The following is a 25156-nucleotide window of genomic DNA, read 5'->3' as shown; positions in this document are numbered from 1 at the left end:
GTGAACAGAATCGGATTCATTGCATCTTCGCTGCTGGTGCTGCTGGCACTGGCGAGCTCCATGCTGTTCGTGGTGGACCAGCGCCAGTACGGCGTGGTGTACGCACTCGGGCAGATCAAGAAGGTCATCACCGAGCCCGGCCTCAACTTCAAGATGCCGCCGCCGTTTCAGAACGTGCGCTACCTCGACAAGCGCCTGCTGACGCTGGAGAGCAGCGACTCCGAGCCGATGCTGACGGCGGAGAAGCAGCGCGTGGTGATCGACTGGTACATCCGCTGGCGCGTGACCGACCCGTCGGAGTACATCCGCAACGTGGGCCTGGACGAAGGCGCCGGTGCCAACCAGCTGAACCGTGTGGTGCGCAACGCGTTCCAGGAAGAGATCAACCGCCGCACCGTGCGCGACCTGCTGTCCACGCGGCGCGAGGAGTTGATGGCCGACGTCAAGCGCGAGGTGCTGGAAGTCGTGCGCGGCGGCCGCCCCTGGGGCGTCGACGTGGTGGACGTGCGTATTACTCGTGTCGACTATGTGGAGTCCATCACCGAGTCGGTCTACCGCCGCATGGAAGCCGAGCGCAAGCGCGTGGCCAACGAGCTGCGCTCCACCGGTGCAGCCGAGGGCGAAAAGATCCGTGCCGAGGCCGACCGCCAGCGCGAAGTGACGATCGCCAACGCCTACCGCGATGCGCAGAAAGCCAAGGGCGAGGGCGATGCCCAGGCCGCCGCGCTGTACAGCGATGCCTTCGGCCGTGACCCGCAGTTCGCGCAGTTCTACCGCAGCCTGGAAGCCTACCGCGCGAGCTTCAGCAAGAAGAGCGACGTGATGGTGGTTGACCCTTCGTCCGACTTCTTCCGGGCCATGCGCGGGGCGAACCCGACAGCGCCAGCCGGCCGCTAGCCACCGCCGCGCCCCGTGGACACCCTCTGGGTGGCATTGGCCCTGGTGCTGGTCATCGAAGGGCTGATGCCGTTTCTGTCGCCGGGCGGCTGGCGGCGCATGTTCATGCAGGTGCTGCAGATGTCCGACGGGCAGATCCGTTTCTTCGGCCTGTGCAGCGTGCTGCTGGGTCTTGCGCTGCTGGCCCTGCTGTCCTGAGTCCTCGCCCACGGTCTGCCGGGCCTCAATCCGAGGCCGGTAGAATCCCGTTTTTAACAGCGCACTGATTTCCATGTCCGCCTGGGTCCTGCCGGATCACATCGCCGATGTATTGCCTTCCGAGGCCCGGCACATCGAAGAACTCCGCCGTGAACTGCTGGACACCGCCCGTGGCTATGGCTACGAGCTGGTGATGCCGCCGCTGCTGGAGCACCTGGAATCGTTGCTCACCGGAACCGGTGAGGCGCTGGATCTGCTCACCTTCAAGCTGGTCGACCAGTTGTCCGGCCGCATGATGGGCCTGCGTGCCGACACCACGCCGCAGGTGGCCCGCATCGACGCCCACCTGCTGAACCGCCAGGGCGTGGCCAGGCTGTGCTATTGCGGCCCCGTCGCCCACACGCGTCCCGACCGTGCCTACGCCACCCGCGAGCCGCTGCAGTTTGGCGCCGAACTCTATGGCCACGGGGGCCTGGAGGCCGACTTCGAGGTGCTGCTGCTCGCACTGGATTGCCTATCGGCCGCTCAACTGAGCGATCTGACGGTGGATTTGTCCGATGCGCGCATCGTGCAGGCCCTGTTGGCCGACAGTGCGCTGGCCCCGGCCGAACTTGTCCGCATCCATGCCGCGCTGACGACCAAGGACGCCGGCGAACTGGCCGCGCTGACCGCCAGCCTGCCCGCCGTGGACCGTGAAGGGCTGCAGGCCTTGCTGCAGCTGTACGGCGATGCCAGCGTGCTGGACGATGCCGAGCGCATGCTGCCCGACCGTCCCGCGCTGCGCCACGCACTGGCCGAGCTGCGCCGCTGCGCGGCCCTGCTGGGCGGGCGCGCCAGCGTGCGCGTGGACCTGGCCGACCTGCGTGGCTACGCCTACTACAGCGGCGTGCGCTTCTCGATCTACACCGAACACGGCGACGCGTTGGTGCGCGGGGGCCGCTACGACGAGGTGGGTGCGGTGTTCGGCCGCAAGCGGCCAGCCGTGGGCTTCAGCCTGGATCTCAAGCAACTGGTCGCGGCCGTGCCGCCGCGCCCGCTGCGCGCGGCCATCCGCGCGCCATGGGGTGAAGACGGCGCCTTGCGCTCTGCCATCGCGGCCCTGCGCCGCGGCGGCGAAACAGTGGTTTGCGCCTTGCCAGGCCACGAAAGTGAAATCGATGAGTTCCATTGCGACCGCGTGCTCATGCACAAGGGCGGCGAATGGGTCGTGCAAGCCATCTGAACCTGCCCAGCTTGGGCACTCTAGACATGAACACAGGTAATCGCGCGACCTCCGGTCGCAACGTGGTCGTCGTTGGCACCCAGTGGGGCGACGAAGGCAAGGGCAAGCTGGTGGACTGGCTGACCGAAAGCGCCCAGGGCGTGGTGCGCTTCCAGGGCGGCCACAACGCCGGCCACACGCTGGTCATCAACGGCAAGAAGACGGCTCTGCACCTGATCCCCAGCGGCATCATGCGCCCCGGCGTCAAGTGCTACATCGGCAACGGCGTTGTGCTGTCGGCCGCCAAGCTACTCGAAGAAATCCAGGGCCTGGAAGCCGCGGGCGTGGAGGTGCGTTCGCGCCTGCGGATCAGCGAGGCCTGCCCGCTGATCCTGCCGTTCCACGCGGCACTGGACGTGGCGCGTGAAGCCGCGCGCGAGAAGGTCGGCATCGAGAAGATCGGCACCACCGGCCGCGGCATCGGCCCGGCCTACGAAGACAAGATCGCCCGCCGCGCGCTGCGCGTGCAGGACCTGAAGTACCCCGAGCGCTTTGCGACGAAGCTGCGTGAACTGCTGGCGCTGCACAACTTCGTGCTGACGGGCTTCCTGCACGCCGCGCCCATTGACTTCGACCAGGTCTACGCCGAGTCCATGCAGCACGCTGAGCTGCTGCGGCCCATGATCGCCGACGTGTCGCGGGAACTCAACGCGGCGCACCAGGCCGGCGCCAACCTGTTGTTCGAAGGCGCCCAGGGCACGTTGCTGGACGTGGACCATGGCACCTATCCCTACGTCACTTCCAGCAACTGCGTGGCCGGCAATGCCGCGGCCGGTGCCGGTGTCGGCCCTGGCATGCTGCACTACGTGCTGGGCATCACCAAAGCCTACTGCACGCGCGTCGGTGGCGGCCCGTTCCCGACCGAACTCGAATGGGAGAAGCCGGGCACGCCGGGCTACCACATGAGCACCGTGGGCGCCGAGAAGGGCGTGACCACAGGCCGTTCACGCCGCTGTGGCTGGTTCGACTCTGCATTGCTCAAGCGCTCGGCCCAGGTCAACGGCCTGTCGGGCCTGTGCATCACCAAGCTCGACGTGCTGGACGGCCTGGAAGAACTCAAGCTGTGCACGGGCTACAAGCTCGACGGTGAAATGATCGACATCCTGCCCATGGGCGCCGACGATATCTCTCGCTGCGAGCCGGTCTACGAGACGCTGCCTGGCTGGACCGAGTCCACCGTGGGCGTCACCGACTACAACGCGCTGCCGGCCGCCGCACGGCGCTACCTGGAGCGCATCGAGCAGACCACCGGTGTGCCGATCGCGATGGTGTCCACGAGCCCGGACCGCGACCACACCATCCTGATGCACAACCCCTACCAGGTGTCCTGATCCCAGGCCCGCCCCACGGAGAACCCCATGCTGACCGAAGACGGCAAACACCTGTACGTGAGCTACGACGAGTACCACAACCTGATCGAGAAGCTCGCCATCAAGGTGCACCAGTCGGGCTGGGAGTTCGACAACATCCTGTGCCTGGCACGCGGCGGCATGCGGCCTGGCGACATCCTGTCGCGCATCTTCGACAAGCCGCTGGCCATCATGTCCACGAGTTCGTACCGCGCAGATGCCGGCACGCGGCAGGGCTCACTGGACATCGCGCGCTACATCACCACGCCCAAGGGCGAGATCGCCGGCAAGGTGCTGCTGGTCGACGACCTGGCCGACAGCGGCCACACGCTGAAGGCCGTGATCGAGCTGCTCAAGACCAGCTACGCGCCCATCACCGAGCTGCGCAGCGCCGTGCTGTGGACCAAGGGTGTTTCGCTGTTCACGCCCGACTACTCCGTCGAATTCCTGCCCACCAATCCCTGGATCCACCAGCCGTTCGAAGGCTACGACACCATGGGCCCGGCGCAGCTGCTGGAGAAGTGGAAGGTCTGATCGCCGGCGCGGAGGGCGGCGGCTAACATGGCCGCATGCCTTGTCCCACCACCGATCTGATCCACCACCCCTACGTCCCGCCGGCGGAGTTCGCCGCGCCGCAGCCCGGCGTGTTCAAGGCCTCCACCGTGATCTTCCCGAACGTGGCGGCCATGCGCAGCCGCGAGTGGCGGGACAAATCCGCCTACACCTACGGCCTGCACGGCACGCCCACGACCTTCATCCTGGAAGAGCGCCTGGCCGCCATCGAAGGTGGCCTGCAGTGCCTGCTCGTGCCCAGCGGGCTGGCCGCCATCGCCAACGTGGCGCTGTCGTTGCTGCGCAGCGGCGACGAGATGCTGATTCCGGACAACGCCTACGGGCCCAACAAGACGCTGGCGCGTGGCGAGTTGCAGGCCTGGGGCATCACGCACCGCTTCTACGATCCCATGGACCCGGCCGACCTGGCGGCCAAGATCGGTGAGCGCACCCGGCTGGTCTGGCTGGAGGCCGCCGGCTCGGTGACGCTGGAGTTTCCGGACCTCGCGCAGCAGGCGCGGATCTGCCGTGAACATGGCGTCGCGGCGGCACTGGACAACACCTGGGGCGCGGGCCTGGCCTTCGATCCCTTTGACCTCGGCACGCTGGACGCGCCACTGGCCGTCGACATCTCGGTCCACGCGCTGACCAAGTACCCCAGTGGCGGTGGTGACGTGCTGATGGGCAGCATCGTCACGCGCGACGATGCGCTGCACCAACGGCTCAAGATGACCCATATGCGGCTGGGCCTGGGCGTTGGCGGCAACGATGCCGAAACGGTGTTGCGCTCGCTGCCCAGCATGGCCTTGCGTTACCAGGCGCACGACGCGTCGGCGCGTGCGCTGGCCAGCTGGTGTCTTGGGCGGCCGGAATTCGTCCAGGTGCTGCATCCGGCGCTGACGGGTTCACCGGGCCATGCGCACTGGGCCGCGCTGTGCGCGCGCGGCGAGCCTGACCGGCTGGGCCGCGCAGCGGGCCTGTTCAGCGTGATCATCGATCCGCGCTACACGCAGGTACAGGTCGATGCCTTCTGCGACGCGCTGCGCCTCTTCAAGCTCGGGTACAGCTGGGGTGGTCCCATGAGCCTGGTCGTTCCTTACGAACTGGCGCAGATGCGGACGCAGTGGCCGGCCCATCTGGCGCGGGGCACATTGGTCCGTTTCTCCACGGGTTTGGAGGATGCCAGCGACCTGCAGGCGGACCTCGAGCAAGCGGTGGTGGCGGCATTCGCTGCCTGATCGTGTACATCTCGAAGGCGAAAAAACTCAGTATTCACGCGTCTCCCCGCTTGCGGTAGAGTGACACGATCCAACCTACCAGCGAGCACACATTGGCAACTCCCAATTACGGATACGAGAAGCGGCAAAAGGAATTGGCCAAGAAGCGCAAGAAGGAAGACAAGCTCAAGGCCAAGGCCGACCGCAAACTGAATGGCCCGGGCGATGGTGAGGCGCCCGCCGACGAGGCTGCGGAAACCGAGGCCGGCGCCACGCCGCCAGCCCAGGACGCGTGACCGGACAGGTGCAATGCCGGCAGCGTGCCGGCTTCGGCGTCAGCGCAACAGCTTGCGCAGCTCGGGCCAGACGTTGTCCAGCATGGCGGCCTGCGCCTCTTCACGCGGATGGATGCGGTCGGTCTGGAACAACGCCGCGGCATTGGGCCCGTCGGCAATCCCCTTGAGCAGAAACGGCACCAGCCCCGCCTTGTGCTCGCGTGCTACATCACCGAACAGCGTGCTGAACTGGCGGCCGTAGTCGGCGCCATAGTTGGGGGGCATCTGCATGCCCACGATCAGAACCTTGGCGCCCGCCTGCTGCGCTGCCTGGGTCATCGCAGCCAGGTTGTCGGCCGTGTTCTTGAGCGGCAAGCCGCGCAGCGCGTCGTTGCCGCCCAGCTCCAGCACCACGTGGGTCGGTTGGTAGTTCTTGAGCAAGGGTGCCAGACGGGCGCGCCCACCCGAGGTGGTGTCGCCGCTGATGCTGGCGTTGCGCACCTCGGCCGCGATCTTCTGCTCGGACAGCCGCTGCTCCAGCAATGCCACCCAGCCCGTGCCGCGCCGCAGGCCGTACTCTGCCGACAGGCTGTCACCGACCACGAGGATGCGGGGCGCGCTGGCCTTGGTGGTGGCGGCTTTGGCGCTTTGCGCCCACGATGGCCCGGCCAGCAAGGGGATGTACAGGCCCGCGATAAAGTGTCGTCGTCTCAAACCAAGAAGCCTTTCAATGTCCCAATCCCCCGGTGCCGCGTTGGTGTCTGTCGAGCATGTGTTCAAGTCGGTCGCCGATTCGACGGGCACGCTCGACATTCTGCGCGATATCGATTTCGCCCTGGCCGCAAGGGAAACGGCGGCCATCGTCGGGGCTTCGGGGTCGGGCAAGAGCACCTTGCTGTCCATCATCGCTGGCCTGGATACGCCGACGCGCGGCACGGTCCGCATCGCCGGGCACGACCTGTTCGCGCTCGACGAGGACCAGCGCGCGGCCCTGCGTGCCCAGCAGGTGGGCTTCGTGTTCCAGAGCTTCCAGTTGATGGGCAACCTGACCGCGCTGGAGAACGTCATGCTGCCGCTGGAACTGGCAGCTAGGCGCGACGCGCGCCAGGCCGCCACCGAGATGCTTGCGCGCGTCGGGCTGTCAGAGCGGCTGTCGCACTACCCCAAGGTCCTGTCCGGCGGCGAGCAGCAGCGTGTGGCTTTGGCACGCGCCTTCGTCGTGCAGCCGGCCGTGCTGCTGGCCGACGAGCCCACGGGCAGCCTGGACTTCGCGACAGGCGAGAAGGTCATGGAGCTGATGTTCGAACTCAACCGTGAACTCGGCACGACCCTGGTGCTCGTCACGCACGACCGCGGGATCGCCGCGCGCTGCGAGCGGCGCATCACCATCGAGGCGGGCCGCATCGCAGCCTGAGGCGCTGCGGGGCGCGCCGATAATCGCGCCCCATGTCAGCCCCCAAAGTCCTGTTCGGCTTCCACGCGGTCAGCGTGCGCCTGAAGACCGCCCCGCAGTCCATCGTCGAGATCTACTACGAGCCCACCCGGCGCGATGCGCGCATGCGCCAGTTCCTCGACCGCGCCCGTGAAGCAGGCGCGCGCCTGATCGAGGCCGACGGCCTGCGGCTCGCCAAACTGGCTGGCAGCCACGGCCACCAGGGCGTCGCCGCGCGCGTGCAGCCGTTGGTGCAGCAGCATTCGCTGGACGAGTTCCTCGACGGGCTGGACGGACCGCCTCTTCTTCTGGTGCTGGATGGCGTGACCGACCCGCACAACTTGGGCGCCTGCCTGCGCGTGGCCGACGGCGCCGGTGTCCACGCGGTCATTGCGCCCAAGGACCATGCGGCCGGTATCAACGCCACGGTGGCCAAGGTGGCCAGCGGGGCAGCGGAAACCGTTCCCTACTTCATGGTCACCAACCTGGCGCGGACCTTGGGCGAGCTGAAAGAGCGCGGGATCTGGTGCATCGGCACCAGCGGCGATGCCGACAAGACGCTGTACCAGACGGATCTGACAGGCCCCGTAGCATTGGTGCTGGGTGCCGAGGGCGATGGCATGCGCCAGCTGACGCGCAAGACCTGTGACGCGCTCGTGCGTATTCCCATGCAGGGTGCGGTCGAAAGCCTCAATGTGTCCGTTGCCAGCGGAGTCTGCTTGTACGAAGCCGTCCGCCAGCGTGGCGGGTGAGACCACTGCCGATTTCTGTGAAGTCGGCAACAAAGCGGCGCTGAATTCGCGAGATTTGTAAGCAAAAGCCGGGCTTCCAGTTACAGTCGCCCGCATTTTCTGCATACGCTGGCGTCGATTCGGCCGGCTTCTCGCCATGTCCATCCACGCCTCGCCATTACGTGCATCTTGCCGTGCCCTGTGCCTCACGGCGTTTCTGGCGGCCGCTGTGCCGGCTGGCGCAGTCGACAGCAAAGCGGGGCGCTTCTATGAAGATGCACTGACCCGCTACGAGCGGCGCGACATGTCGGGCGCCATCATCCAGCTCAAGAACGCGCTGCAGGTCGACAAGAACATGCTGCCCGTGCAGTTGCTGCTGGGCAAGGCGCTGCTGGCCAACGGTGAGGTCGCCGCCGCCGAAGTCGCCTTCGCCGAGGCCGTGCGGCTGGGCGTGGACCGCGCTGAGGTGGTGGTGCCGATGGCCCAGGCGTACCTTGCCCAGGGCAAGCACCGGCAGATGCTGGAGGAGCCGTCCCTTGCGATGGGGGGCTTGCCGACGCGCACCCGGATCGAACTGTGGGTGTTGCGTGCTTCCGCGCTGTCCGATCTGGGCGATGCACGCGGCGCCCTGCATGCGGTCGGGCAAGCACGAGCCCTGGACATCGGCGCCCCCGATTCCTGGCTGGCCGAGGTGCCGGTGCGCGTTCGCGCGCGCCAGCTCACCGAGGCCGCCGCTGCAGCCGACCGTGCCCTGGCGCTCGCACCCCAACTGGCCGAAGCACGCTACCAGCGTGGATCGGTCTACCACGTGCAAGGCGATCTGCGCGCGGCAATCGCCGCCTACAACCAGGTGCTGGCGCTGGACGCCGACCACCTGGAGGCGCGCATCGCCCGCGCGGGCCTGTACGTGGACTTGCGACGCGATGCCGATGCCGCCGCGGATCTCGTCCACCTGCAGCGCCTGTCGGACACGGAACCGCGTGCGGCCTACCTGCGCGCCGTCCTGGCCGAACGGGAGGGCCAGCCTGCGCAGGCCAAGGTGCATCTCCAACAGGTCACTCGGCTGCTGGACCCCGCGCCCGTCGAATTCATCCAGTACCGCTCCCAGCTGCTGCTGCTCAATGGCTTGGCGCACCTCGGGCTCGGAGAGGAAGAAAAGGCGCAGGCCTACCTGGAATCGCTCGAGCGGATTCAGGGCACCACGCCGGCCTCCAAGCTGTTGGCACAGCTCTACCTGAAGCGGGGTGAGTCCGAGCGGGGCATGTCCGTCCTGGCGACCTATGTGCGTGCTGTGCCCGGCGACAAGCAAGCGCTCATGCAGCTGGCGGCAGCCTATACCGCGCAAGGCCGCAATTCCCAGGCGATCTCCTTGATGCAAGAGGCCTTGCGCGGCGAGGACCGCCCGGACATGCGCGCGGCACTGGGCATCGGCCTGGTCGGGAGCGGGCGCATCGGACAGGGCGTGGGCGAGCTGGAAGCGGCACTGCGCAAGGACCCCGGTCAGGCCCAGGCCGGTACCGTGCTCGCCGGCCTCTACCTGCGGGCAGGGCAGTCCGCCAAGGCTGCCAAGGTGGCACAGGATCTCGCCAAGCGCGATCCCAACAATGCAGTGTTCCAAGATCTGCTGGGGATGGCGCTGGCGCAGACCGGAGACACCGCTGCCGCCAAGGCAGCCTTCGAGCGTGCGATGCGCCTGGATGAGACGCTGCTGGCGCCGCCGCTGCACATGGCGCGCCTGGAGATCGGGACGCGGCAGTACGACGCCGCAGCCAAGCGCCTGCAGGGCCTGCTGGCCAAGGACGACAAGAACACCGAGATCCTGCTGGAACTGGCATTGCTGGCGGAGCAGCGCGGCCAGCTGCCACAGATGGAAGAGTGGCTGCGCAAGGCGGACGACCATGCGGGGCCCATCGAGGTGCGTCCTGTTCTCGCGCTGACCGATCTCTACCTGCGCACGCAGAGAACCGGTCCGGCCCTGGAGGCCGCGCGCCGTGCAAACGCCAAGGCGCCGCCCGATGACCTGCCGACGCAGTTGGCCTACGGCCGCGCTCTGGCCGCCAGTGGCGACAAGGTGGCTGCGCGTGCGGCCTATGCCTCCGCTTCGCGCTTGGCCGAGGCCAATGCACCGCTGCAGGTGCGCATCGCCACCTTGCAGCTGGCCATCCAGCATCCGGAAGGCGCGGCCTACAGTCTGGAGAAGGCCTTGACGTCGCGCCCCGACCTCCTGGCTGCGCAGGCGCTGATGGTCGACGTGGACGTCCAGCGCAAACAGTTCGCCGATGCCGAACGCCGTGCGGCGCAGATCGTCCAGCAGCAACCCAAGCTGGCCGTGGGGTACAGCTTGCAGGGAGATGTCGCGTTGGCACGTGGCCAGCAGGCTGCCGCCATCGAGGCCTACCGCCGTGCACACCAGACCGAACCCTCGCCGGACACTTTCCTGCGGCTGTCCAGCGTGCTGTGGGAGGTCGACGGGGGCCGGCCGGCCGTGCAACTGGCCGAACAATGGTCGCGCCAACGCCCTGCGGACGCGGGAGCACGCCGCGTTGTGGCCGACGCTTACGCCCGCTCCGGCCAGTACGCGCAGGCGCGGACAGGTTACGAGGCCCTGCTGAAGACGGCGCCGCAGGATCCTGCCGTGTTGAACAACCTGGCCAATGTCCTGCTGCGTTTGAAAGACCCGGGTGCCGTGGCCATTGCGGAGCGTGCGGCGGCTCAGGCGCCCGAGGACGCTAGCGCACTCGACACCCTGGGGTGGGCGCTGTTCCAGGGCGGTGGAGACGCCCAGCGCGAACGCGCCTTGGGGCTGTTGCGCACAGCGCGCCTCCGTGCGCCGGGCAATCCCAGCATTCGCTACCACCTTGCCGCGGTACTGGCGCAGTCCGGCCGACAGGCCGAAGCACGCCTGGAAGCGCAGGGCGCCCTCGATGTCGGCACGGCCTTCGAATACAGGGCCGAAGCTGAGCAGTTGCTCAAGACCCCGCGCTGACTGTCGGATTTCTATCCACCCCTGTCGCTTGTACCGGGTTTGATGCGAGCTAATGCGTTGATTTGTAGAACTTTTGTGTTCTGGCACGCTTTTCGCAATTTGTGTCCAAATGTTGATTCAAATTTGATCGGGGGATCTTGCAAATGACGAAGAACAAGTTTTTGCAGTTGCTGGGCGGCGCCGCCGTGGCAGTGGCTGCCACGGGTGCGATGGCCGACTGGACGTTCAACAACACGAACACCTCCACCGAAGCGAGCACGGGCGTGAAGGCAACGGCTTCTGCCTACTACATCGCCAACGGCAGCGGTGGCGCCTTTGTGTCGACCACCGGCAAGGTCGTCTCGGCGGATACCAGCCTGACCTACAACAACAGTTCCGGCCTTGGCGTGTCGTCCGCCAAGGAAACGGGTTCGCCCAACCATGCGGTGGACAACCAGACGCGCACCGACATGATCCTGTTCAGCTTCACCGGCCTGGTGGAGCTGGACTACGTGAGCCTGGGCTGGACCAGCAACAGCTCCGGCTCCAGCACGGCCAGCAACCGCGATGCCGACTTCAGCGTGCTGCGCTACACGAAGACGCAGCTTCCGGCCGGCAAGGACGCCCAGACCCCCTACACCATCGTCGGCAAGACGTGGGACACGCTCATGGCCGAAGGCTGGGCGTTGGTCAACGACGTCGATGGCAAGAACGTGGCCACGTATGCGGTCAATGGCCAGGGTTCGAATACCACCAAGGACAGCGGCCTGGTTTCCAGCTGGTGGATCGTCAGCGCGTTCAACACCGGCTTCGGCGGCAAGAGCGGCCTGAGCAATGGCAACGACTATTTCAAGCTGGCCAGCCTGAAGGGCACTGTGCACACGCCTTCGTCCGAAGTGCCCGAGCCCAGTTCGCTGGCACTGCTGGGCCTGGCCGCGCTCGGCCTGGCCGCAAGCCGCCGGCGCGCGAAGTCGCGCAACTGATCCTCGCGGTCACCAAGAAAAACGGCGCCACATGGCGCCGTTTTTCGTTGGAGCCTCGCAGCTGCTCAGATGACCTGTGCGCTGCGCAAGCCGGCGATGTCCGCGTCCTGCAGGCCCAGCTCGCGCAACACCGCCTCCGTGTGCTGCCCGAGTGCCGGCGGTGCATGGCGCAGGACGGGCGGATGCTCCGACAGCCGCAAGGGGCTGGCCACGCCGGCCACCGATGCGATGCCGTCGCCTGCGCCGCGGGGAAGATCCAGGCGCAGGCCGCGCGCCACCACCTGCGGGTCGGCAAAGGCTTGGCCGATGTCGTTGATCGGGCCGCAGGGCACCGCCTTGTCTTCCAGCAGCGCGACCCACTGCGCCGTGCTGCGCTGGCGCGTGAGCTCTTCCATGGCCGGAATCAGCGCCGTGCGGTTGTGCACGCGTGCAGTGTTGGTGGCAAAACGCGCGTCGCGCGCCCACTCCGGCTGGCCCGCCGCCTCGCACCAGCGCGCGAACTGGCCGTCGTTGCCGATGGCCAGCAGCATGGCGCCGTCCGCCGTCGGAAAGTCCTGGTAGGGGGCCAGGCTCGGGTGGGAGTTGCCCTGGCGCTGCGGCACCTTGCCGGTGTTCAGGTAGCCGGCCGCCTGGTTGGCCAGGATGGCCATGCCCACGTCGAGGAGGGCCATGTCGACGTGCTGGCCGCGGCCCGTCTGCTCGCGCGCCCGCAAGGCCGCCAGCACCGCGGTGGATGCGTAGACCCCGGTGAACAGGTCCGTCAGTGCCACGCCGACCCGCACGCCGCCGCCGCCGGGCTCGCCGTCGGCGCGGCCGGTGATGCTCATCATGCCGCTGGAGGCCTGGATCAGCAGGTCGTAACCCGCGCGCTCGGCGTAGGGGCCGGTCTGGCCGAAGCCCGTCACCGAGCAGTAGACCAGCCGCGGGTTCAACGCCGCCAGGCTGGCGTAGTCCAGCCCGTACTTCGCGAGGCCGCCTACCTTGAAGTTCTCCACCAGCACATCCGCCTGCCCGGCCAATTGCCGGATCAGGGCCTGGCCTTGCGGCTTGGACATGTCGATGGTGACCGAACGCTTGTTGCGGTTGCAGGCGGCGAAGTAGCTGGCCTGGTCGGTGTCCTGGCCCTGCGCATCCTGCAGGAAGGGCGGCCCCCAATGGCGCGTGTCGTCTCCGGCGCCTGGCAGCTCGACCTTGACCACGTCGGCCCCCAGGTCGCCCAGGATCTGGGTGCACCACGGGCCGGCCAGCACGCGCGACAGGTCCAGCACCTTGATGCCGGCCAGAGCGCCGGCCGCGGGAGATGCCTGTGCCATGTTCAGTTGGCGAAGGCCGCGATGCCGGTCTGCGCGCGGCCCAGGATCAGCGCATGGATGTCATGCGTGCCCTCGTAGGTGTTGACCACTTCCAGGTTCACCAGATGGCGCGCCACGCCGAACTCGTCGGAGATGCCGTTGCCGCCCAGCATGTCGCGCGCCAGGCGGGCGATGTCCAGGGCCTTGCCGCAGTTGTTGCGCTTGATCAGCGAGGTGATCTCGACCACGTTCTGGTGCTCGTCCTTCATGCGGCCCACGCGCAGCGCGGCCTGCAGGCCCAGCGTGATCTCGGTCTGCATGTCGGCCAGCTTCTTCTGGACCAGCTGGTTGGCCGCCAGCGGGCGGCCGAACTGCTTGCGGTCCAGCGTGTACTGCAATGCCGTGTGCCAGCAGAACTCGGCCGCGCCCATGGCGCCCCAGGCGATGCCGAAACGCGCGCTGTTCAGGCAGGTGAACGGGCCCTTCAGGCCCTGCACCTCGGGGAAGGCGTTTTCTTCGGGCACGAACACGTCCTCCATCACGATCTCGCCCGTGACGGAGGCGCGCAGGCCGACCTTGCCGTGGATGGCGGGGGCGGAGAGGCCCTTCATGCCCTTTTCCAGCACGAAGCCGCGGATCGGGCCGACCTGGCCGCCGGTGGCCACTTCCTTGGCCCACACCACGAACACGTCGGCGACCGGCGAGTTCGTGATCCACATCTTGCTGCCCTTGAGCCTGTAGCCGCCGTCCACCTTGTAGGCGCGCGTGGCCATGGAGCCGGGGTCGGAGCCGTGGTCGGGTTCGGTCAGGCCGAAGCAGCCGATGAACTCGCCGCTGGCGAGCTTGGGCAGGTACTTCTGCTTCTGCGCTTCGGTGCCGAACTCGTTGATCGGCACCATCACCAGGGAGGACTGCACCGACGCCATGGAGCGGTAGCCCGAATCCACACGCTCGATCTCGCGCGCCACCAGGCCGTAGCTCACGTAGTTCAGGCCGGCGCCACCGTACTGGGTCGGGATCGTGGGGCCCAGCAGGCCCAGTTCACCCATCTCGCGAAAGATCGAGAGGTCCACGGATTCGTTGCGGAACATGGACTGCACGCGCGGCATCAGCCGGTCCTGGCAGTAAGCCCGCGCCGCATCGCGGATCAGGCGCTCGTCTTCGGTCAGTTGTTGGTCGAGCTGAAAGGGGTCTTGCCAGTCGAAGCGCGCGTTGGCCATGGGGTCTCCTCAGGGGCACATTGCAAAGGCGCCATCCTAGCCCCGGCCGGGGAGGGCGGCAAACGATGATTGTTGATCGAGATATGAGGGTTGCGAATAATTGGCCGCGCACTGGCGGGATAGGCGGGCCTTAAATGTGTATATTCAGAATACTTTGCACCGCAAGCTCCCATCCACCCAGGCCCTGGTCTGCTTCGAGGCGGCCGCCCGCCATGAAAGCTACACGCGCGCCGCACAGGAGCTGGCACTGACCCAGGGCGCCGTGTCGCGGCAGATCGCCGCCCTGGAGGAATTCGTCGGCGTCGTGCTGTTCCGCCGCACGCGCCATGGCGTGGCCCTGACCGACAGCGGCCGCGACTACGCCCGCCAGGTCGCACGGCGGCTCGACGGACTGGAGCTGGACACCCTGAACGCGATGGCGCGCCAGCACAGCGGCCATTCGCTGGCGCTGGCGGCCGTGGCCACGTTCGCCACACGCTGGCTGATCCCGCGCCTGCCGGCCCTGGCGCAGCGGCACCCGCAGATCACCGTCAACATCGAGACGCGCACGCGGCCCTTCCTGTTCAGCGACGACGGTTTCGATGCGGCGCTGTACGCCGGCACGCCGGAGCAGGTCCAGAACTGGCCCGGCACCAGCGCCGTGCTGCTCATGAGCGAGGAGGTGCTGCCAGTCTGCAGCGCAGCCTTGCTGCAGGGCCGCGGCGCGCTCACGCCCGCACAGGTGGCCGAACTCCCGCTGCTGCAGCAGAGCACGCGCCCGGACGCCTGGCGACTCTGGTTCGAGGCCATGGGCGTGCAGGCCGCGCACTGGCAAAGTGGTCCGCGCTACGAACTGTTCTCGATGTCGGCCACGGCGGCGGCCCACGGGCTCGGCGTGGCATTGGTGCCGCGCATGCTGGTCGCCCAGGATCTGGCGCGCGGCGACCTTGTGCTGGCCTGCGACCGCGCGCTGCGCGGCAGCCGCGGCTACTACCTGGTCAGCCCCGAGCGGCGCGACCCGCCTGCAGCGCTGGCGCTGTTCCGCGACTGGCTGATGGAGTGCGCGGAGACCGACGCGGGGTGATGCAACCAGTCCGGGTTTTCCTGATGTCGGATCCACTTACACGGCTCGCCTCGCCGGGCAAGTGACTTGTTTCACGCTCTACCGAAACGTTCATAACTTCCTGATTTTTCGTGATTTATTTGGAAGCATTGTCTCTGGCCCACAGTTTGCTAAGTCGCATGCATGTGGGAAATATTCGTCATTTTGTATGTAATTTTCCTGGCTGTCGGGCTTCGCAAGATTCCCTGACGTCCGGCGGCGCTTGCTTTCCTGCCCGCGGGGCCGGTTCGGCGAGCCGTTGCGCCAGGAAATCCAGGAAGCAGGCAATGCGCGCGGCCAGCTGCGTGTTGCGGTAGTACACCGCGCTGACGGATTCACGCACGTCCACCGCCAGGCGCGGCAGCACTTCCACCAGATCGCCGCGCAGGCGGTCGGGGGTGGTCATGAAATCGGCCAGGCAGCAGATGCCGGCACCGGCCAGCGCCAGCTGGCGCAGCGTCTCCCCACTCGATGCGGTCATCCCCGGGCTGGCTGGCCATTCGTCACCGTGCGGCCCGCGCAGCGGCCAGCGGTTCAGCGATTCGGGTTGGTTGAAGCCGATCAGCCGGTGCTCCGCGAGGCTCGCCAGGCTGGTCGGCCTGCCATGCGCGGCCAGGTAGGCCGGGCTTGCCAGCACACGGCGCCGGCTCGTGCACAGCGGACGCGCGTGCAGCGTGGAATCGCGCAAGGGACCGATGCGGATGGCGATGTCGGTGCGGCGCGCCAGCAGGTCGATGTTGAGCTCATCGGTCTCCAGCTCCAGGACGATCTGTGGATAGAGCTGCTGGAACTGCGGCACCAGCGGCACGATGGCATGCAGCATGAAAGGCGTCGCGGCGTTCAAGCGCAGGCGGCCGGCCGGTTGCTGGCGGCGCAACGCCATGTGTTCCTCGGCGTCGTCGATGGCCGCCAGGATCGCGCGGGTGCGCACGAGAAAGGCCTGGCCTTCCTCGGTCAGCGCGATGCGCCGGGTCGTGCGGCGCAGCAGCGTGGTGGCGAGCTTCTTCTCCAGCCGGCCCAGCGCACGGCTCACGCCCGACACCGTCTGCCCCAGCTGCTCGGCCGCAGCCGTGATGGAGCCGGTGGCGACAACCGCCGCGAAGGCCTGCAGTTCGTCCAGCGTCGTCTTCATGGCGCGTCTCAGTGGCCTGCGCTCGCCGAGAACAGGTTGATCACCAGCACACCAGCCACGATCAGGCCCATGCCCGCCAGCGCCGGCGCGTCCAGCCGCTGGCCGAACAGCACGAACGCCACCACCGCCGTGATCACGATGCCCACGCCGGACCAGATCGCATAGGCCACTCCCACCGGCATGCTGCGCAGCACCAGCGACAGGCAGTAGAACGAGGCGGCGTAGCCCAGCGCCGTGGCCACCGCGGGCCCTGGCCGCGTGAAGCTGTCCGAGGCCTTGAGCATGGCCGTGGCGAACACCTCCAGCCCGATGGCCGCGCCCAGCCACAGGTAGGCGGTCATGCGGTCGCCGCCTCGGTGCGCGCGAGCAGCGCATCCTGCAGGGCCTGGCGCTCCCTGGCCGACAGCTTGTAGATGCCCAGCAGGTCGGACAGCCACAGGCCGTCCGCCGCGAGCCGCACGATGAGCTCCTGCGTGCCTTCCGCGTTGTCGCGCCGGCAGGCGCCGACCCAGTCGCTCCACTGGCGCGCCAGGGGCCGCTCGACCACACAGGCTGCCAGCACGGCGCGCCAGCGGCGCGTCACATGGCGGCGCTGGCCTGCACGCACGGTGGCGCGCAGGTAGCTGGCGGCCCCGAGCGGGCTGCCGCCATGGCGCGCGGCGGCGCGGCCCAGGTCGTCCAGGAATTCGGCCTGCGTGCTGCCCCACAAGGCCTGCAGCAAGGCCTCGCGCGTGCCGAAGTGGTGCTGCACGGCCCCCTTGGTCACGCCGGCCGCATCGGCCACGCTGCCGATGGACAGCGGCGCGCCCTCGGTCAAGAGCTCGGCGGCGGCCGCGAGGATGCGGGCGTAGACCTCGGCCGGGGCGCGTGTGCGTGTGCGTTGGCGAACATCGTTCATCGTTGCTTTCCAAGAATACGAGCGTATTTTAATGAAGCGCCTGTCCGCCATGCGGCGCACCCGCGATGACCTTCGTCATGCGTCTGCGCAGGACCGGCTGGCTATGCTGGCCGCCAGGGTTTCCCTTGGGGATACGGATGCGCACCGCTGGCAATCGATCGGGATGTTTCACACACCGCAGCCACCCGCTCGGCTGGCTGGTGCGTGCCGCCGCGCTGCTGGCCTTGCTGTCGGCTTGCGGCGGTCCGCCCAAGGTGCCGCCCACCACCGTGGCCGGCAGCGTGGCCGCGGTGGCGGGCGTCAACCCCAGCGTCAGCGGGCGGCCCTCGCCGCTGCTGCTGCGCGTCTACGAACTCAAGACGGCCACGGTGTTCGCCGCCGCCGACTTCGTCTCGCTGTACCAGCGCGACCAGGCCGAACTGGGCGCCGAGCTGGTCGGCCGCGAGGAGATCATGCTGGCGCCAGGCGAAAGCCGCCCGCTCAACCGCACGCTGGCGCCCGAAACCCGCTTCCTGGCCGTGTTCGCTGCCTACCGCGATGTCGAGCATGCCCGCTGGCGTGCCGTGCTGCCCGTGCAGCCGGGCCAGGCCCATCGCGTCACCATCCGCGCGAGCGAGCTGGCGGTGACGGCCGAGTTGGCCCCATGAGCGCCCAGCCCGACGAAGCTGCCGCATCCGGCCCGGTGTCCGCGCCCGGCGCGCCGCTGCCCGCCGCCGACAAGGTGGTCTGGACCCAGGGCATGTTCCTGCTGCCGCACCACTTCCAGCAGGAGACGCGCTACCTGGAGAGCCTGATCGACCGCCGCGTGCGCCTCCTGGGCGTGCACGGCTGGGGCTTCACCGAGCTCGTGCTCGACGAATCGCTGCTGCCGCAGGGCCATCTTGGCCTGGTGCGCGCCCAGGGCGTGCTGCCCGATGGCACGCCGTTCTGCATCCCGCAGGCCGACGCGGCGCCGCTGCCGCTCATGCTGCCGGCCGACGTGCAGAACGAACTCGTCTACCTGGCCGCGCCGCTGGCGCGCGACGGTGTCGACGAGGTCGATTTCGAGACGTCCGACGCCGGACCCGGTGGCCGGCCCCAGCACCGCTACCGCATCGCCGACCATGCGCTGCGCGACCGCACCAGCGCTGGCGACGACCCCGAACCCGTGCAGACCGCCGCGCTGTGCCTGCGCCTGGTGCGCGCGCGCGATCTCGGCGACGGCCAGGCGGCTCTCGGCGTGGCCCGCATCGCCGAGCGGCGCAGCGACCGCCAGCTCGTGCTCGACCGCGCCTACACCGCGCCGCAGACGCGCCTGGACGCCAGTGGCCAGCTCTCGGCCATGGCCACGCTGCTGCACGGCCTCATCCGCCAGCGCGCCGAGGCCCTGGCCGGCCGCATGGGCCAGCTCGGCCATGGCGTCTCCGAACTCAGCGATTTCCTGATGCTGCAGACGCTGAACCGCGCCGACCCGCTGTTCCGCCAGCATGCCCGCGCGCCCCATGCCCATCCCGAGCAGCTGCACCGCGACTGCCTGCAGCTGGCCGGCGAACTGGCGACCTTCGCCGTCGCCTCGCGCCAGCCGCGCGAGTACCCGCTCTACCAGCACGACGACCTGCAGGCCAGCTTCGCGCCGCTGCTCGACGCGCTGCGCGCGATGCTCTCCATCGTGCTGCTGCGCCATGCCGAGCAGATCGCGCTGACCGACCGCACGCACGGCGTGCGCACGGCGGTGCTGGCCGATGCCGAGATGCTGCGCAGCGCCAGCCTGGTGCTGGCCGTCAACGCACAGCTGCCGGCCGAGCAACTGCGCCAGCGCTTTCCGGCGCAGTCCAAGCTCGGTCCGGTGGACCGCATCCGCGACCTCGTCAACCTGCAGTTGCCCGGTGTCGCGCTGCGGCCGCTGCCGGTGGCGCCGCGCCAGTTGCCCTTCCATGCCGGCCACCACTACTTCGAGCTCGAGCGCGGCGGCGAACTCTGGAAGCAGCTCGAACGCAGCGGCAGCCTGGCCCTGCATGTGGCGGGCGACTTCCCCGGCCTGGAGCTCGAGCTCTGGGCCATCCGCGCCTGACGGGCCTGCGCCATGGACCGCCCGATCGACGACCCCTTTGCCGCGCTCGACGAGCAGCACACCTTCGTCAAGCCCCGCCCGGGCGGGGCGCCCGGCCCGCGCCCGTCCGCCAGCCCCTTGGCGGCCACCGTTGTGGAAAGCGAGGCCGCCGCACCGGCTCCGGGACTGAACCCGCTCGTCACGCTGGCCAACCGGTTGCTGCTGCTGGTGCCCGCGCTGCGCGCCACGCAGCGCGTGGACGATCCGGCCGCGCTGCGCCAGGCGCTGGCCCAGGGCATCCGCGACTTCTGCGCCGATGCGGCCACGGCCGGCATCGCGCCCGAGCGCGTGATGGCCGCGCGCTACGTGCTGTGCACCATGCTGGACGAGGCCGCGGCCGACACGCCCTGGGGCGGCTCGGGCGCCTGGGCGCAGTACAGCCTCCTGGCCATGTTCCACAACGAGACGCGTGGCGGCGAGAAGGTGTTCCAGCTCATGGCCCGGCTGGCCGAGCAGCCGGCCGCCAACCGCGACCTGCTCGAACTCGTCTACGCCGCGCTGGCGCTGGGCTTCGAAGGCCGCTGGCGCGTCGTCGACAACGGCGCTGCGCAGCTCGAGGCCGTGCGCGACCGGCTCGCGCAGATCGTGCGCAAGGAGCGCGGCGACCATCCCCAGGCGCTGGCGGCGCACTGGCAGGTCGCGCCGCTGCCGCAGCGCCGCTTCTCGGGCTGGCTGCCGCTGGCCGCCACGGCCGCCGGCGCGGCGCTGCTGCTGGCGCTGGTGTACTCGGGCCTGTCGCTGTCGCTGGCCGAGCGCTCCGACCTGGTGTTCGGCCAGATCCAGGCGCTGCGGCTGACGCCCCCCGTCACCGCGCCGCCGCCGCCCGCACCGGTGCCGCGCCTGGCCCAGTTGCTGCAGCCCGATGTGAAGGGCGGCCTGGTGGCCGTGCGCGACGAGGTCGACCGCAGCGTCGTCACGCTGCGCGGCGACGGCCTGTTCGCGCCGGCGAGCGCCACCCCGGCCACCGGCCAGCAGGCGCTGCTCGGCCGCATTGCCACCGCGCTCAAGCAGTTGCCTGGCACCGTGCTCGTCACCGGCCACAGCGACAGCAGCCCGATCCGCACGGCCCGCTTTCCGTCCAACTGGCACCTCTCGCAGGAGCGCGCCGAGGCCGTGCAGGCGCGGCTCGTGGCCGATGGCCTGCCGGCCGAGCGCGTGCGCGCCGAAGGCCGGGCCGACGCCGAGCCCCTGGTTCCCAACGACAGCACCAGCAACCGCGCCCTGAACCGCCGCGTGGAGATCACGCTGATGGTGCTGGGCCGCGCGCCGGTCGCTGCCACCGCCGCGGCCCCGGCCGCCTCGGGAGCCACGCGATGAAGAAGCTGCTGGGCTGGATCTTCAACCGCTGGCTGCTGCTGGCGCTGCTGTTGCTCGCCCTCGCGTGCGTGCTCTGGATCGCCGGGCCGCTGCTGGCTTTCGGCGAAGCCCGGCCGCTGGAGACGGAACGCGCACGCGCCATCGCCATCGTGCTGCTGCTGGTGCTGGTGGCACTGCGCATCGCCTGGGGCCGCTGGCGCGCCAGGCGCGGCAATGCCGCCGTGGTGCAGCAGCTGATCCAGTCGGCCCCGTCGGCGGCCACCGGCCCGCGCGAGAGCGCCGACATGGCGGCCGTGCGCCAGCAGTTCGAGCGCGCATTGCGCGGCCTGGAGCAGGCCCGCTTCGGCCCGCGCGGCACGCTCAAGGGCTGGGCCGCGCGGCTGGGCGGGCGGCACCTGTACGAGCTGCCCTGGTACCTCATCATCGGCGCGCCCGGCTCGGGCAAGACCACCGCGCTGCGCTACAGCGGGCTGCACTTTCCGCTGGCCGAACTGCTGGGCAAGGAGGCGCTGCGCGGCGTCGGCGGCACGCGGCATTGCGACTGGTGGTTCACCGACCGCGCCGTGCTGATCGACACTGCGGGCCGCTTCACCACCCAGGACAGCGATCCCGACAACGACCAGGCCACCTGGAACGGCTTCCTGCAGATGCTGCGTCGCACGCGCACGCGCCAGCCCGTCAACGGCGTGCTGGTCACCGTTTCCGTCAGCGACCTGCTCGCGCGCCCGGCGGCCGAGCGCGCCCAGCATGCGCAAACGGTGCGCGCGCGCGTGCAGGAACTGCATGGCCAGCTCGGCATGGCGTTTCCCATCTACCTGATGGTCACCAAGGCCGACCTGCTGGCCGGGTTCATGGACTACTTCGCGGCGCTCGACAAGGAGCAGCGCAACACGCCCTGGGGCTTCAGCTTCGCGCGCGACAGCCAGGCGCCCCTGGCGGGCATGCCGGCCGAATTCGATGCGCTGCAGCAGCGCCTGGTCGACGGCCTGCTTGCGCGCCTGCAGGCCGAGCGCGACCCGGGCCGGCGTGCGCGCATCTACGGCTTCCCGGTGCAGTTCGCGGCGCTGCGCGAGGCGCTGCAGGAATTCGCCGAAGGCGTGTTCGCGCCCTCGGCGCTGGAGGCCAGGCCGCTGCTGCGCGGCATCTACTTCGTCAGTGGCACGCAAGAGGGCGCCCCGATCGACCGCGCGCTGGGCGCCGTGGCGCGCCGCTTCCGGCTCGAACAGGCGCTGATGCCGCCGCGGCAGGCCAGCGGCCGCAGCTACTTCCTGCAGCGCCTGCTCGAAGAGGTGGTATTCGCCGAAGCCGGCCTGGCCGGCATGCGCGGCGGCGCCGAACGCCGGCGCCGGTGGACGCTGGGCGTGGCCTACGGCGCCGTGGGCGCGGTCACGGCCGGGCTGCTGGCGGCCTGGACGCTGAGCTACCTGGACAACCGCCGCTACGTCGATGCCGTGGCCGCGCGCGCCGGCCCGGTGCAGCAGCTGCTGGCCGCCACGCCCGACCGCGCCACGCCCGACCTGCTGCCACTGCTGCCGGCGCTGGAGGCCACGCACGCGCTGGCCCAGCCCGAGGCCGCGCCCGGCGGCTTCGGCCTGTCGCAGCAGCGCAAGCTCGACAGCGCCGCCCAGGCCGCCTACGCGCGCATGCTGGCCGACGCGCTGCTGCCGCGCCTGGCGCTGCGCATCGAGGAGCAACTGCGCCAGGGCGTGGGCGCGCCCGAGCTGCAGTACGAGGCGCTCAAGGTCTACGCCATGCTGCATGCGCCGCAGCACTTCTCGGCCGACGCATTGCGCCGCCATGTCGAGGCCGACTGGCAGGCCACGCGCCGCGAACTCACGCCGGCCCAGCGCGCGCAGCTGCAGCGCCACCTGGACGCGCTGCTGGCCCAGGGCGGCGTGGCCTCGCCGCTGCAGGCGGACAACGCGCTCGTCACCGCCACGCGCGCCCAGCTGGCCAGCCTGCCGCTGCCCCAGCGCGTCTACAACCGGCTGCGCAACCAGGGCCTGGGCCAGGAGTTCGCGCCGTTCACGGTGGTGCGCGCCGCCGGGCCCAATGCCGCGCTGGTGTTCACGCGGGCCAGCGGTGCGCCGCTCACGCAGGGCGTGCCCGGCCTGTACACGCGCGAAGGCTACTTGCGGGGCTTCCAGCGCGAGGTCGGCCAGGTGGCCGACCAGCTGGCGGCCGAGCAGCCCTGGGTGCTGGGCGTGGCAGACGAGCCGCGGGACGCCGCCGCGCGGGTGCGCGCCAACGCCCCGCTGGTGGACGACGTGCGCCGCCTGTACCTGAACGACTACGCCGCCACCTGGGAGGCCTTCATCGCCGACATCAAGCTGCTGCCCATGGGCCAACTGGCGCAGTCGGTGCAGATGTCGCGCCTGCTCTCCGCCTCCGACAGCCCGCTGGCGCCCTTGCTCAAGGCGATCTCGCGCGAGACCACGCTGGCCAGCGGCGGCTCCACGGTGGAAGCGGCCGAGCAGCGCGCGCAGGACATCGTGCGGCAGGGGCGCGAGAAGCTGGCCGGCGTGCTGGGCGCGGGCACCGCCACGGCGGGCCCGGGGGCGCCATCGCTGGAAGAGCAACTGGTCGATGCGCGCTTCGCCAACCTGCGCCACTTCGTCACCGCGCCGGCCGGCGGCCGCGCGCCGCTGGACGACACGCTGGCCCTGGTGGCCGAGGTCAACCTGCTGCTCAACGCGGCGCAGACCGCGCTGCAGGGCGGGGCGGCGCCACCGCCGTCGCCGCTGCCCAACCGGGTCAAGGCCGAGGCCGCGCGCATGCCGCAGCCGCTGCGCACGATGATGGAGACGCTCTCGCAGGGCAGCGCCAACATCGCCCAGGGCCTGCTGCGCCAGACCCTCGCGCAGGAGGTGCGCTCGCAGGTCAGCGAGTTCTGCCAGCAGGCCGTGGCCGGGCGCTACCCGTTGGTGGCGGGCTCAGCGCGCGATGTGACGCAGGCCGACTTCGCCGCGCTGTTCGGCCCCGGCGGCAAGATCGACCAGCTGTTCCAGCAGAAGCTGGCCCCCTATGTGGACACCAGCACGCGGCCCTGGCGCTTCCGCGCCGTGGAGGGCACGCCGCTGGGCGCCGACGGTGGCCAGCTGCCGCAGTTCCAGCGCGCCGCGGCGATCCGCGAGACCTTCTTCCCCGGGGCCGGCGCGCCCGCGCTGCGGCTGGACTTCAAGCCCATCGAGATGGACGCCTCAATCCAGCAGTTCATCCTCGACGTCGACGGCCAGATCGTGCGCTACGCCCATGGCCCGCAGATCCCGAGCGCCGTGCAATGGCCCGGCCCGCGCGGCAGCTCGGAGGTGCGCGTGCAGCTGAGCCCACCCAGCGCGAGCGGAGCCTCGGGCCTGGTGGATGGCGGGCCCTGGGCGCTGTTCCGGCTGTTCGACCGCGTGCAGATCGAGCCCACGGGCGCGCCCGAGCGCTTTCGCGCCACCTTCGACATCGGCGGGCGCAAGGCCGTGTTCGAGGTCACCACGAGCAGCGTGCGCAACCCGTTCCGGCTGCGCGAGTTGCGCGAGTTCGGCTGTCCGGCGGGGCTGTGATGGATCTCGAGCCGGACACCGTCACCCTGCCTGCCGCTGGCTTTGGCATGGGCGTGGCCGTGGCCGTGGCCGCGCCACCGGCCTGGTACGGCAAGCTCTCCATGCTGGGCGACTTCGCCCAGCGCCGGCTGCCGCAGGAGGTGGCCCAGGCCTGCGACCAGTGGCTGGCCGCCACCATGCACGCGCTGCCCCAGGTGCTGGGCGAGCGCTGGCCCTGGGCCTACCTCGAGGCGCCACTGCTGCGCTTCGCCTGCGGGCCCGGCGTGCTGTCGGCGCACTGGTGGTTCGGCGTGCTGATGCCCAGCTGCGACAAGGTGGGCCGCTACTTCCCGCTGTGGGTGGCGCAGAGCAGCGTGCAGCCGCCGCGCCATGCCGCGGGCCTGGCCGGCCTCGTGGCGTGGTACGACGCGCTGGCCCGCGCGGCGGTGCGCACGCTGGAAGACGGCGCCACGGTGGCAGGCTTCGAGGCCGATCTCGCCGCCATGCCGCCCTGGCCCGCAGCGGCTGGCCGGCAGCCGGCCGCCGCGGCGCTCCCGGAAGCCCTGGCCCTGCTGGCGGCCGACGCACTGGTGGCCCGGCTGCCCGGCTGCACCCTGTGGTGGCCGGCCACGCGCCAGGCCGCGCGCCCGGTGCAGTTGCAGCTGGCCCAGGGGCTGCCGGGTGCCGAGACGCTGGCGCAGCTGCTGCTGGCGGAGCAGCCCGCAGGCCGCTGACGG

Annotated in this window: 23 protein-coding genes; 17 read left to right on the top strand and 6 right to left on the bottom strand. The window is 69.7% G+C overall.

Features of this window, described 5'->3' with window-relative positions:
* From hflC to DES41_RS01835, 7 genes are all read left to right on the top strand, one after another.
* On the top strand, positions 1-897 hold the full coding sequence (hflC, locus tag DES41_RS01865) for a protease modulator HflC (RefSeq protein ID WP_114465386.1): 897 nt from the start codon (positions 1-3) through the stop codon (positions 895-897).
* Between the two features lie 15 nt (positions 898-912).
* A complete protein-coding gene (locus tag DES41_RS01860; RefSeq protein ID WP_245965541.1) occupies positions 913-1095 on the top strand; it encodes a DUF2065 domain-containing protein in 183 nt (60 codons plus the stop codon).
* Positions 1096-1168: 73 nt separating this feature from the next.
* On the top strand, positions 1169-2317 hold the full coding sequence (locus DES41_RS01855; RefSeq protein ID WP_114465384.1) for an ATP phosphoribosyltransferase regulatory subunit: 1149 nt from the start codon (positions 1169-1171) through the stop codon (positions 2315-2317).
* Between the two features lie 26 nt (positions 2318-2343).
* Complete coding sequence (locus tag DES41_RS01850) at positions 2344-3687, top strand: adenylosuccinate synthase (protein WP_114465382.1); 1344 nt, start codon at positions 2344-2346, stop codon at positions 3685-3687.
* Between the two features lie 27 nt (positions 3688-3714).
* Complete coding sequence (locus DES41_RS01845) at positions 3715-4239, top strand: phosphoribosyltransferase (protein WP_114465380.1); 525 nt, start codon at positions 3715-3717, stop codon at positions 4237-4239.
* Between the two features lie 35 nt (positions 4240-4274).
* Entirely contained in the window at positions 4275-5495 is a 1221-nt protein-coding gene (locus DES41_RS01840; protein WP_114465378.1) for a PLP-dependent transferase, read from the top strand.
* A 92-nt stretch (positions 5496-5587) separates the two neighbouring features.
* Positions 5588-5770, top strand: coding sequence for a hypothetical protein (locus DES41_RS01835; RefSeq protein ID WP_114465376.1), 183 nt, complete (start codon positions 5588-5590; stop codon positions 5768-5770).
* 39 nt (positions 5771-5809) lie between these two features.
* On the opposite strand, the gene DES41_RS01830 is transcribed toward DES41_RS01835, so the two are convergent.
* On the bottom strand, positions 5810-6463 hold the full coding sequence (locus DES41_RS01830) for an arylesterase (protein ID WP_425466325.1): 654 nt from the start codon (positions 6461-6463) through the stop codon (positions 5810-5812).
* A 16-nt stretch (positions 6464-6479) separates the two neighbouring features.
* Here DES41_RS01830 and DES41_RS01825 point away from each other — a divergent pair, with 16 nt between their 5' ends.
* The 4 genes from DES41_RS01825 to xdp1 all read left to right on the top strand — a co-directional run bounded on the left by DES41_RS01825 (position 6480) and on the right by xdp1 (position 11860).
* On the top strand, positions 6480-7163 hold the full coding sequence (locus tag DES41_RS01825; RefSeq protein WP_114465374.1) for an ABC transporter ATP-binding protein: 684 nt from the start codon (positions 6480-6482) through the stop codon (positions 7161-7163).
* A 32-nt stretch (positions 7164-7195) separates the two neighbouring features.
* On the top strand, positions 7196-7933 hold the full coding sequence (gene rlmB, locus DES41_RS01820) for a 23S rRNA (guanosine(2251)-2'-O)-methyltransferase RlmB (RefSeq protein WP_114465372.1): 738 nt from the start codon (positions 7196-7198) through the stop codon (positions 7931-7933).
* Positions 7934-8069: 136 nt separating this feature from the next.
* Positions 8070-10898 (top strand): XrtA/PEP-CTERM system TPR-repeat protein PrsT, encoded by a 2829-nt coding sequence (prsT, locus tag DES41_RS01815; RefSeq protein ID WP_114465370.1) that lies wholly within the window; start codon positions 8070-8072, stop codon positions 10896-10898.
* Positions 10899-11041: 143 nt separating this feature from the next.
* The gene (xdp1, locus tag DES41_RS01810; RefSeq protein WP_114465368.1) at positions 11042-11860 is read left to right on the top strand and encodes an exosortase-dependent surface protein XDP1; all 819 of its coding nucleotides are present in this window, start codon (positions 11042-11044) and stop codon (positions 11858-11860) included.
* Positions 11861-11925: 65 nt separating this feature from the next.
* Here the strand turns inward: xdp1 and DES41_RS01805 are convergent, their stop codons facing one another.
* Together DES41_RS01805 and DES41_RS01800 are read right to left on the bottom strand one after the other, a co-directional pair.
* Entirely contained in the window at positions 11926-13173 is a 1248-nt protein-coding gene (locus DES41_RS01805; RefSeq protein ID WP_114465366.1) for a CaiB/BaiF CoA transferase family protein, read from the bottom strand.
* Between the two features lie 2 nt (positions 13174-13175).
* Complete coding sequence (locus DES41_RS01800; RefSeq protein ID WP_114465364.1) at positions 13176-14372, bottom strand: acyl-CoA dehydrogenase; 1197 nt, start codon at positions 14370-14372, stop codon at positions 13176-13178.
* A 154-nt stretch (positions 14373-14526) separates the two neighbouring features.
* Between DES41_RS01800 and DES41_RS01795 the strand changes: the two genes are divergently transcribed.
* The gene (locus DES41_RS01795; RefSeq protein ID WP_114465362.1) at positions 14527-15435 is read left to right on the top strand and encodes a LysR substrate-binding domain-containing protein; all 909 of its coding nucleotides are present in this window, start codon (positions 14527-14529) and stop codon (positions 15433-15435) included.
* A 178-nt stretch (positions 15436-15613) separates the two neighbouring features.
* Here the strand turns inward: DES41_RS01795 and DES41_RS01790 are convergent, their stop codons facing one another.
* From DES41_RS01790 to DES41_RS01780, 3 genes are read right to left on the bottom strand one after another with little or no spacing between them, the layout of a single operon-like run.
* Positions 15614-16585 carry a LysR family transcriptional regulator gene (locus DES41_RS01790; RefSeq protein ID WP_114465361.1) on the bottom strand — a complete coding sequence of 324 codons (972 nt, stop codon included), beginning with the start codon at positions 16583-16585 and terminating at the stop codon, positions 15614-15616.
* Between the two features lie 8 nt (positions 16586-16593).
* Entirely contained in the window at positions 16594-16926 is a 333-nt protein-coding gene (locus tag DES41_RS01785; protein ID WP_114465359.1) for a DMT family transporter, read from the bottom strand.
* Positions 16923-17483: a TetR/AcrR family transcriptional regulator gene (locus tag DES41_RS01780; RefSeq protein WP_170168077.1), complete on the bottom strand. Its 561-nt coding sequence runs from the start codon at positions 17481-17483 to the stop codon at positions 16923-16925. The genes DES41_RS01785 and DES41_RS01780 overlap by 4 nt, the downstream gene beginning before the upstream one ends.
* Positions 17484-17620: 137 nt before the next feature.
* On the opposite strand from DES41_RS01780, the gene tssJ reads away from it, so the two are divergent.
* The 5 genes from tssJ to tagF are packed head-to-tail and all read left to right on the top strand — an operon-like array spanning position 17621 to position 25153.
* Entirely contained in the window at positions 17621-18130 is a 510-nt protein-coding gene (gene tssJ, locus DES41_RS01775) for a type VI secretion system lipoprotein TssJ (protein ID WP_211332878.1), read from the top strand.
* Entirely contained in the window at positions 18127-19533 is a 1407-nt protein-coding gene (gene tssK, locus DES41_RS01770) for a type VI secretion system baseplate subunit TssK (RefSeq protein ID WP_245965540.1), read from the top strand. The genes tssJ and tssK overlap by 4 nt, the downstream gene beginning before the upstream one ends.
* Before the next feature lie 12 nt (positions 19534-19545).
* Positions 19546-20889, top strand: a complete 1344-nt coding sequence (locus tag DES41_RS01765; protein WP_114465353.1) for a DotU family type VI secretion system protein — start codon at positions 19546-19548, stop codon at positions 20887-20889.
* The gene (gene tssM, locus DES41_RS01760; RefSeq protein WP_114465351.1) at positions 20886-24440 is read left to right on the top strand and encodes a type VI secretion system membrane subunit TssM; all 3555 of its coding nucleotides are present in this window, start codon (positions 20886-20888) and stop codon (positions 24438-24440) included. Before DES41_RS01765 ends, tssM begins: the two co-directional genes overlap by 4 nt.
* A complete protein-coding gene (tagF, locus tag DES41_RS01755; RefSeq protein WP_114465349.1) occupies positions 24440-25153 on the top strand; it encodes a type VI secretion system-associated protein TagF in 714 nt (237 codons plus the stop codon). The genes tssM and tagF overlap by 1 nt, the downstream gene beginning before the upstream one ends.
* Positions 25154-25156 lie beyond the last annotated feature (3 nt).

It is taken from the genome of Pseudorhodoferax soli (assembly GCF_003337555.1).
Taxonomy (GTDB): Bacteria; Pseudomonadota; Gammaproteobacteria; order Burkholderiales; family Burkholderiaceae_C; genus Pseudorhodoferax; species Pseudorhodoferax soli.
Note: the sequence above shows the minus strand (reverse complement) of the source record. Positions and strands in the feature narration are given on the sequence as shown.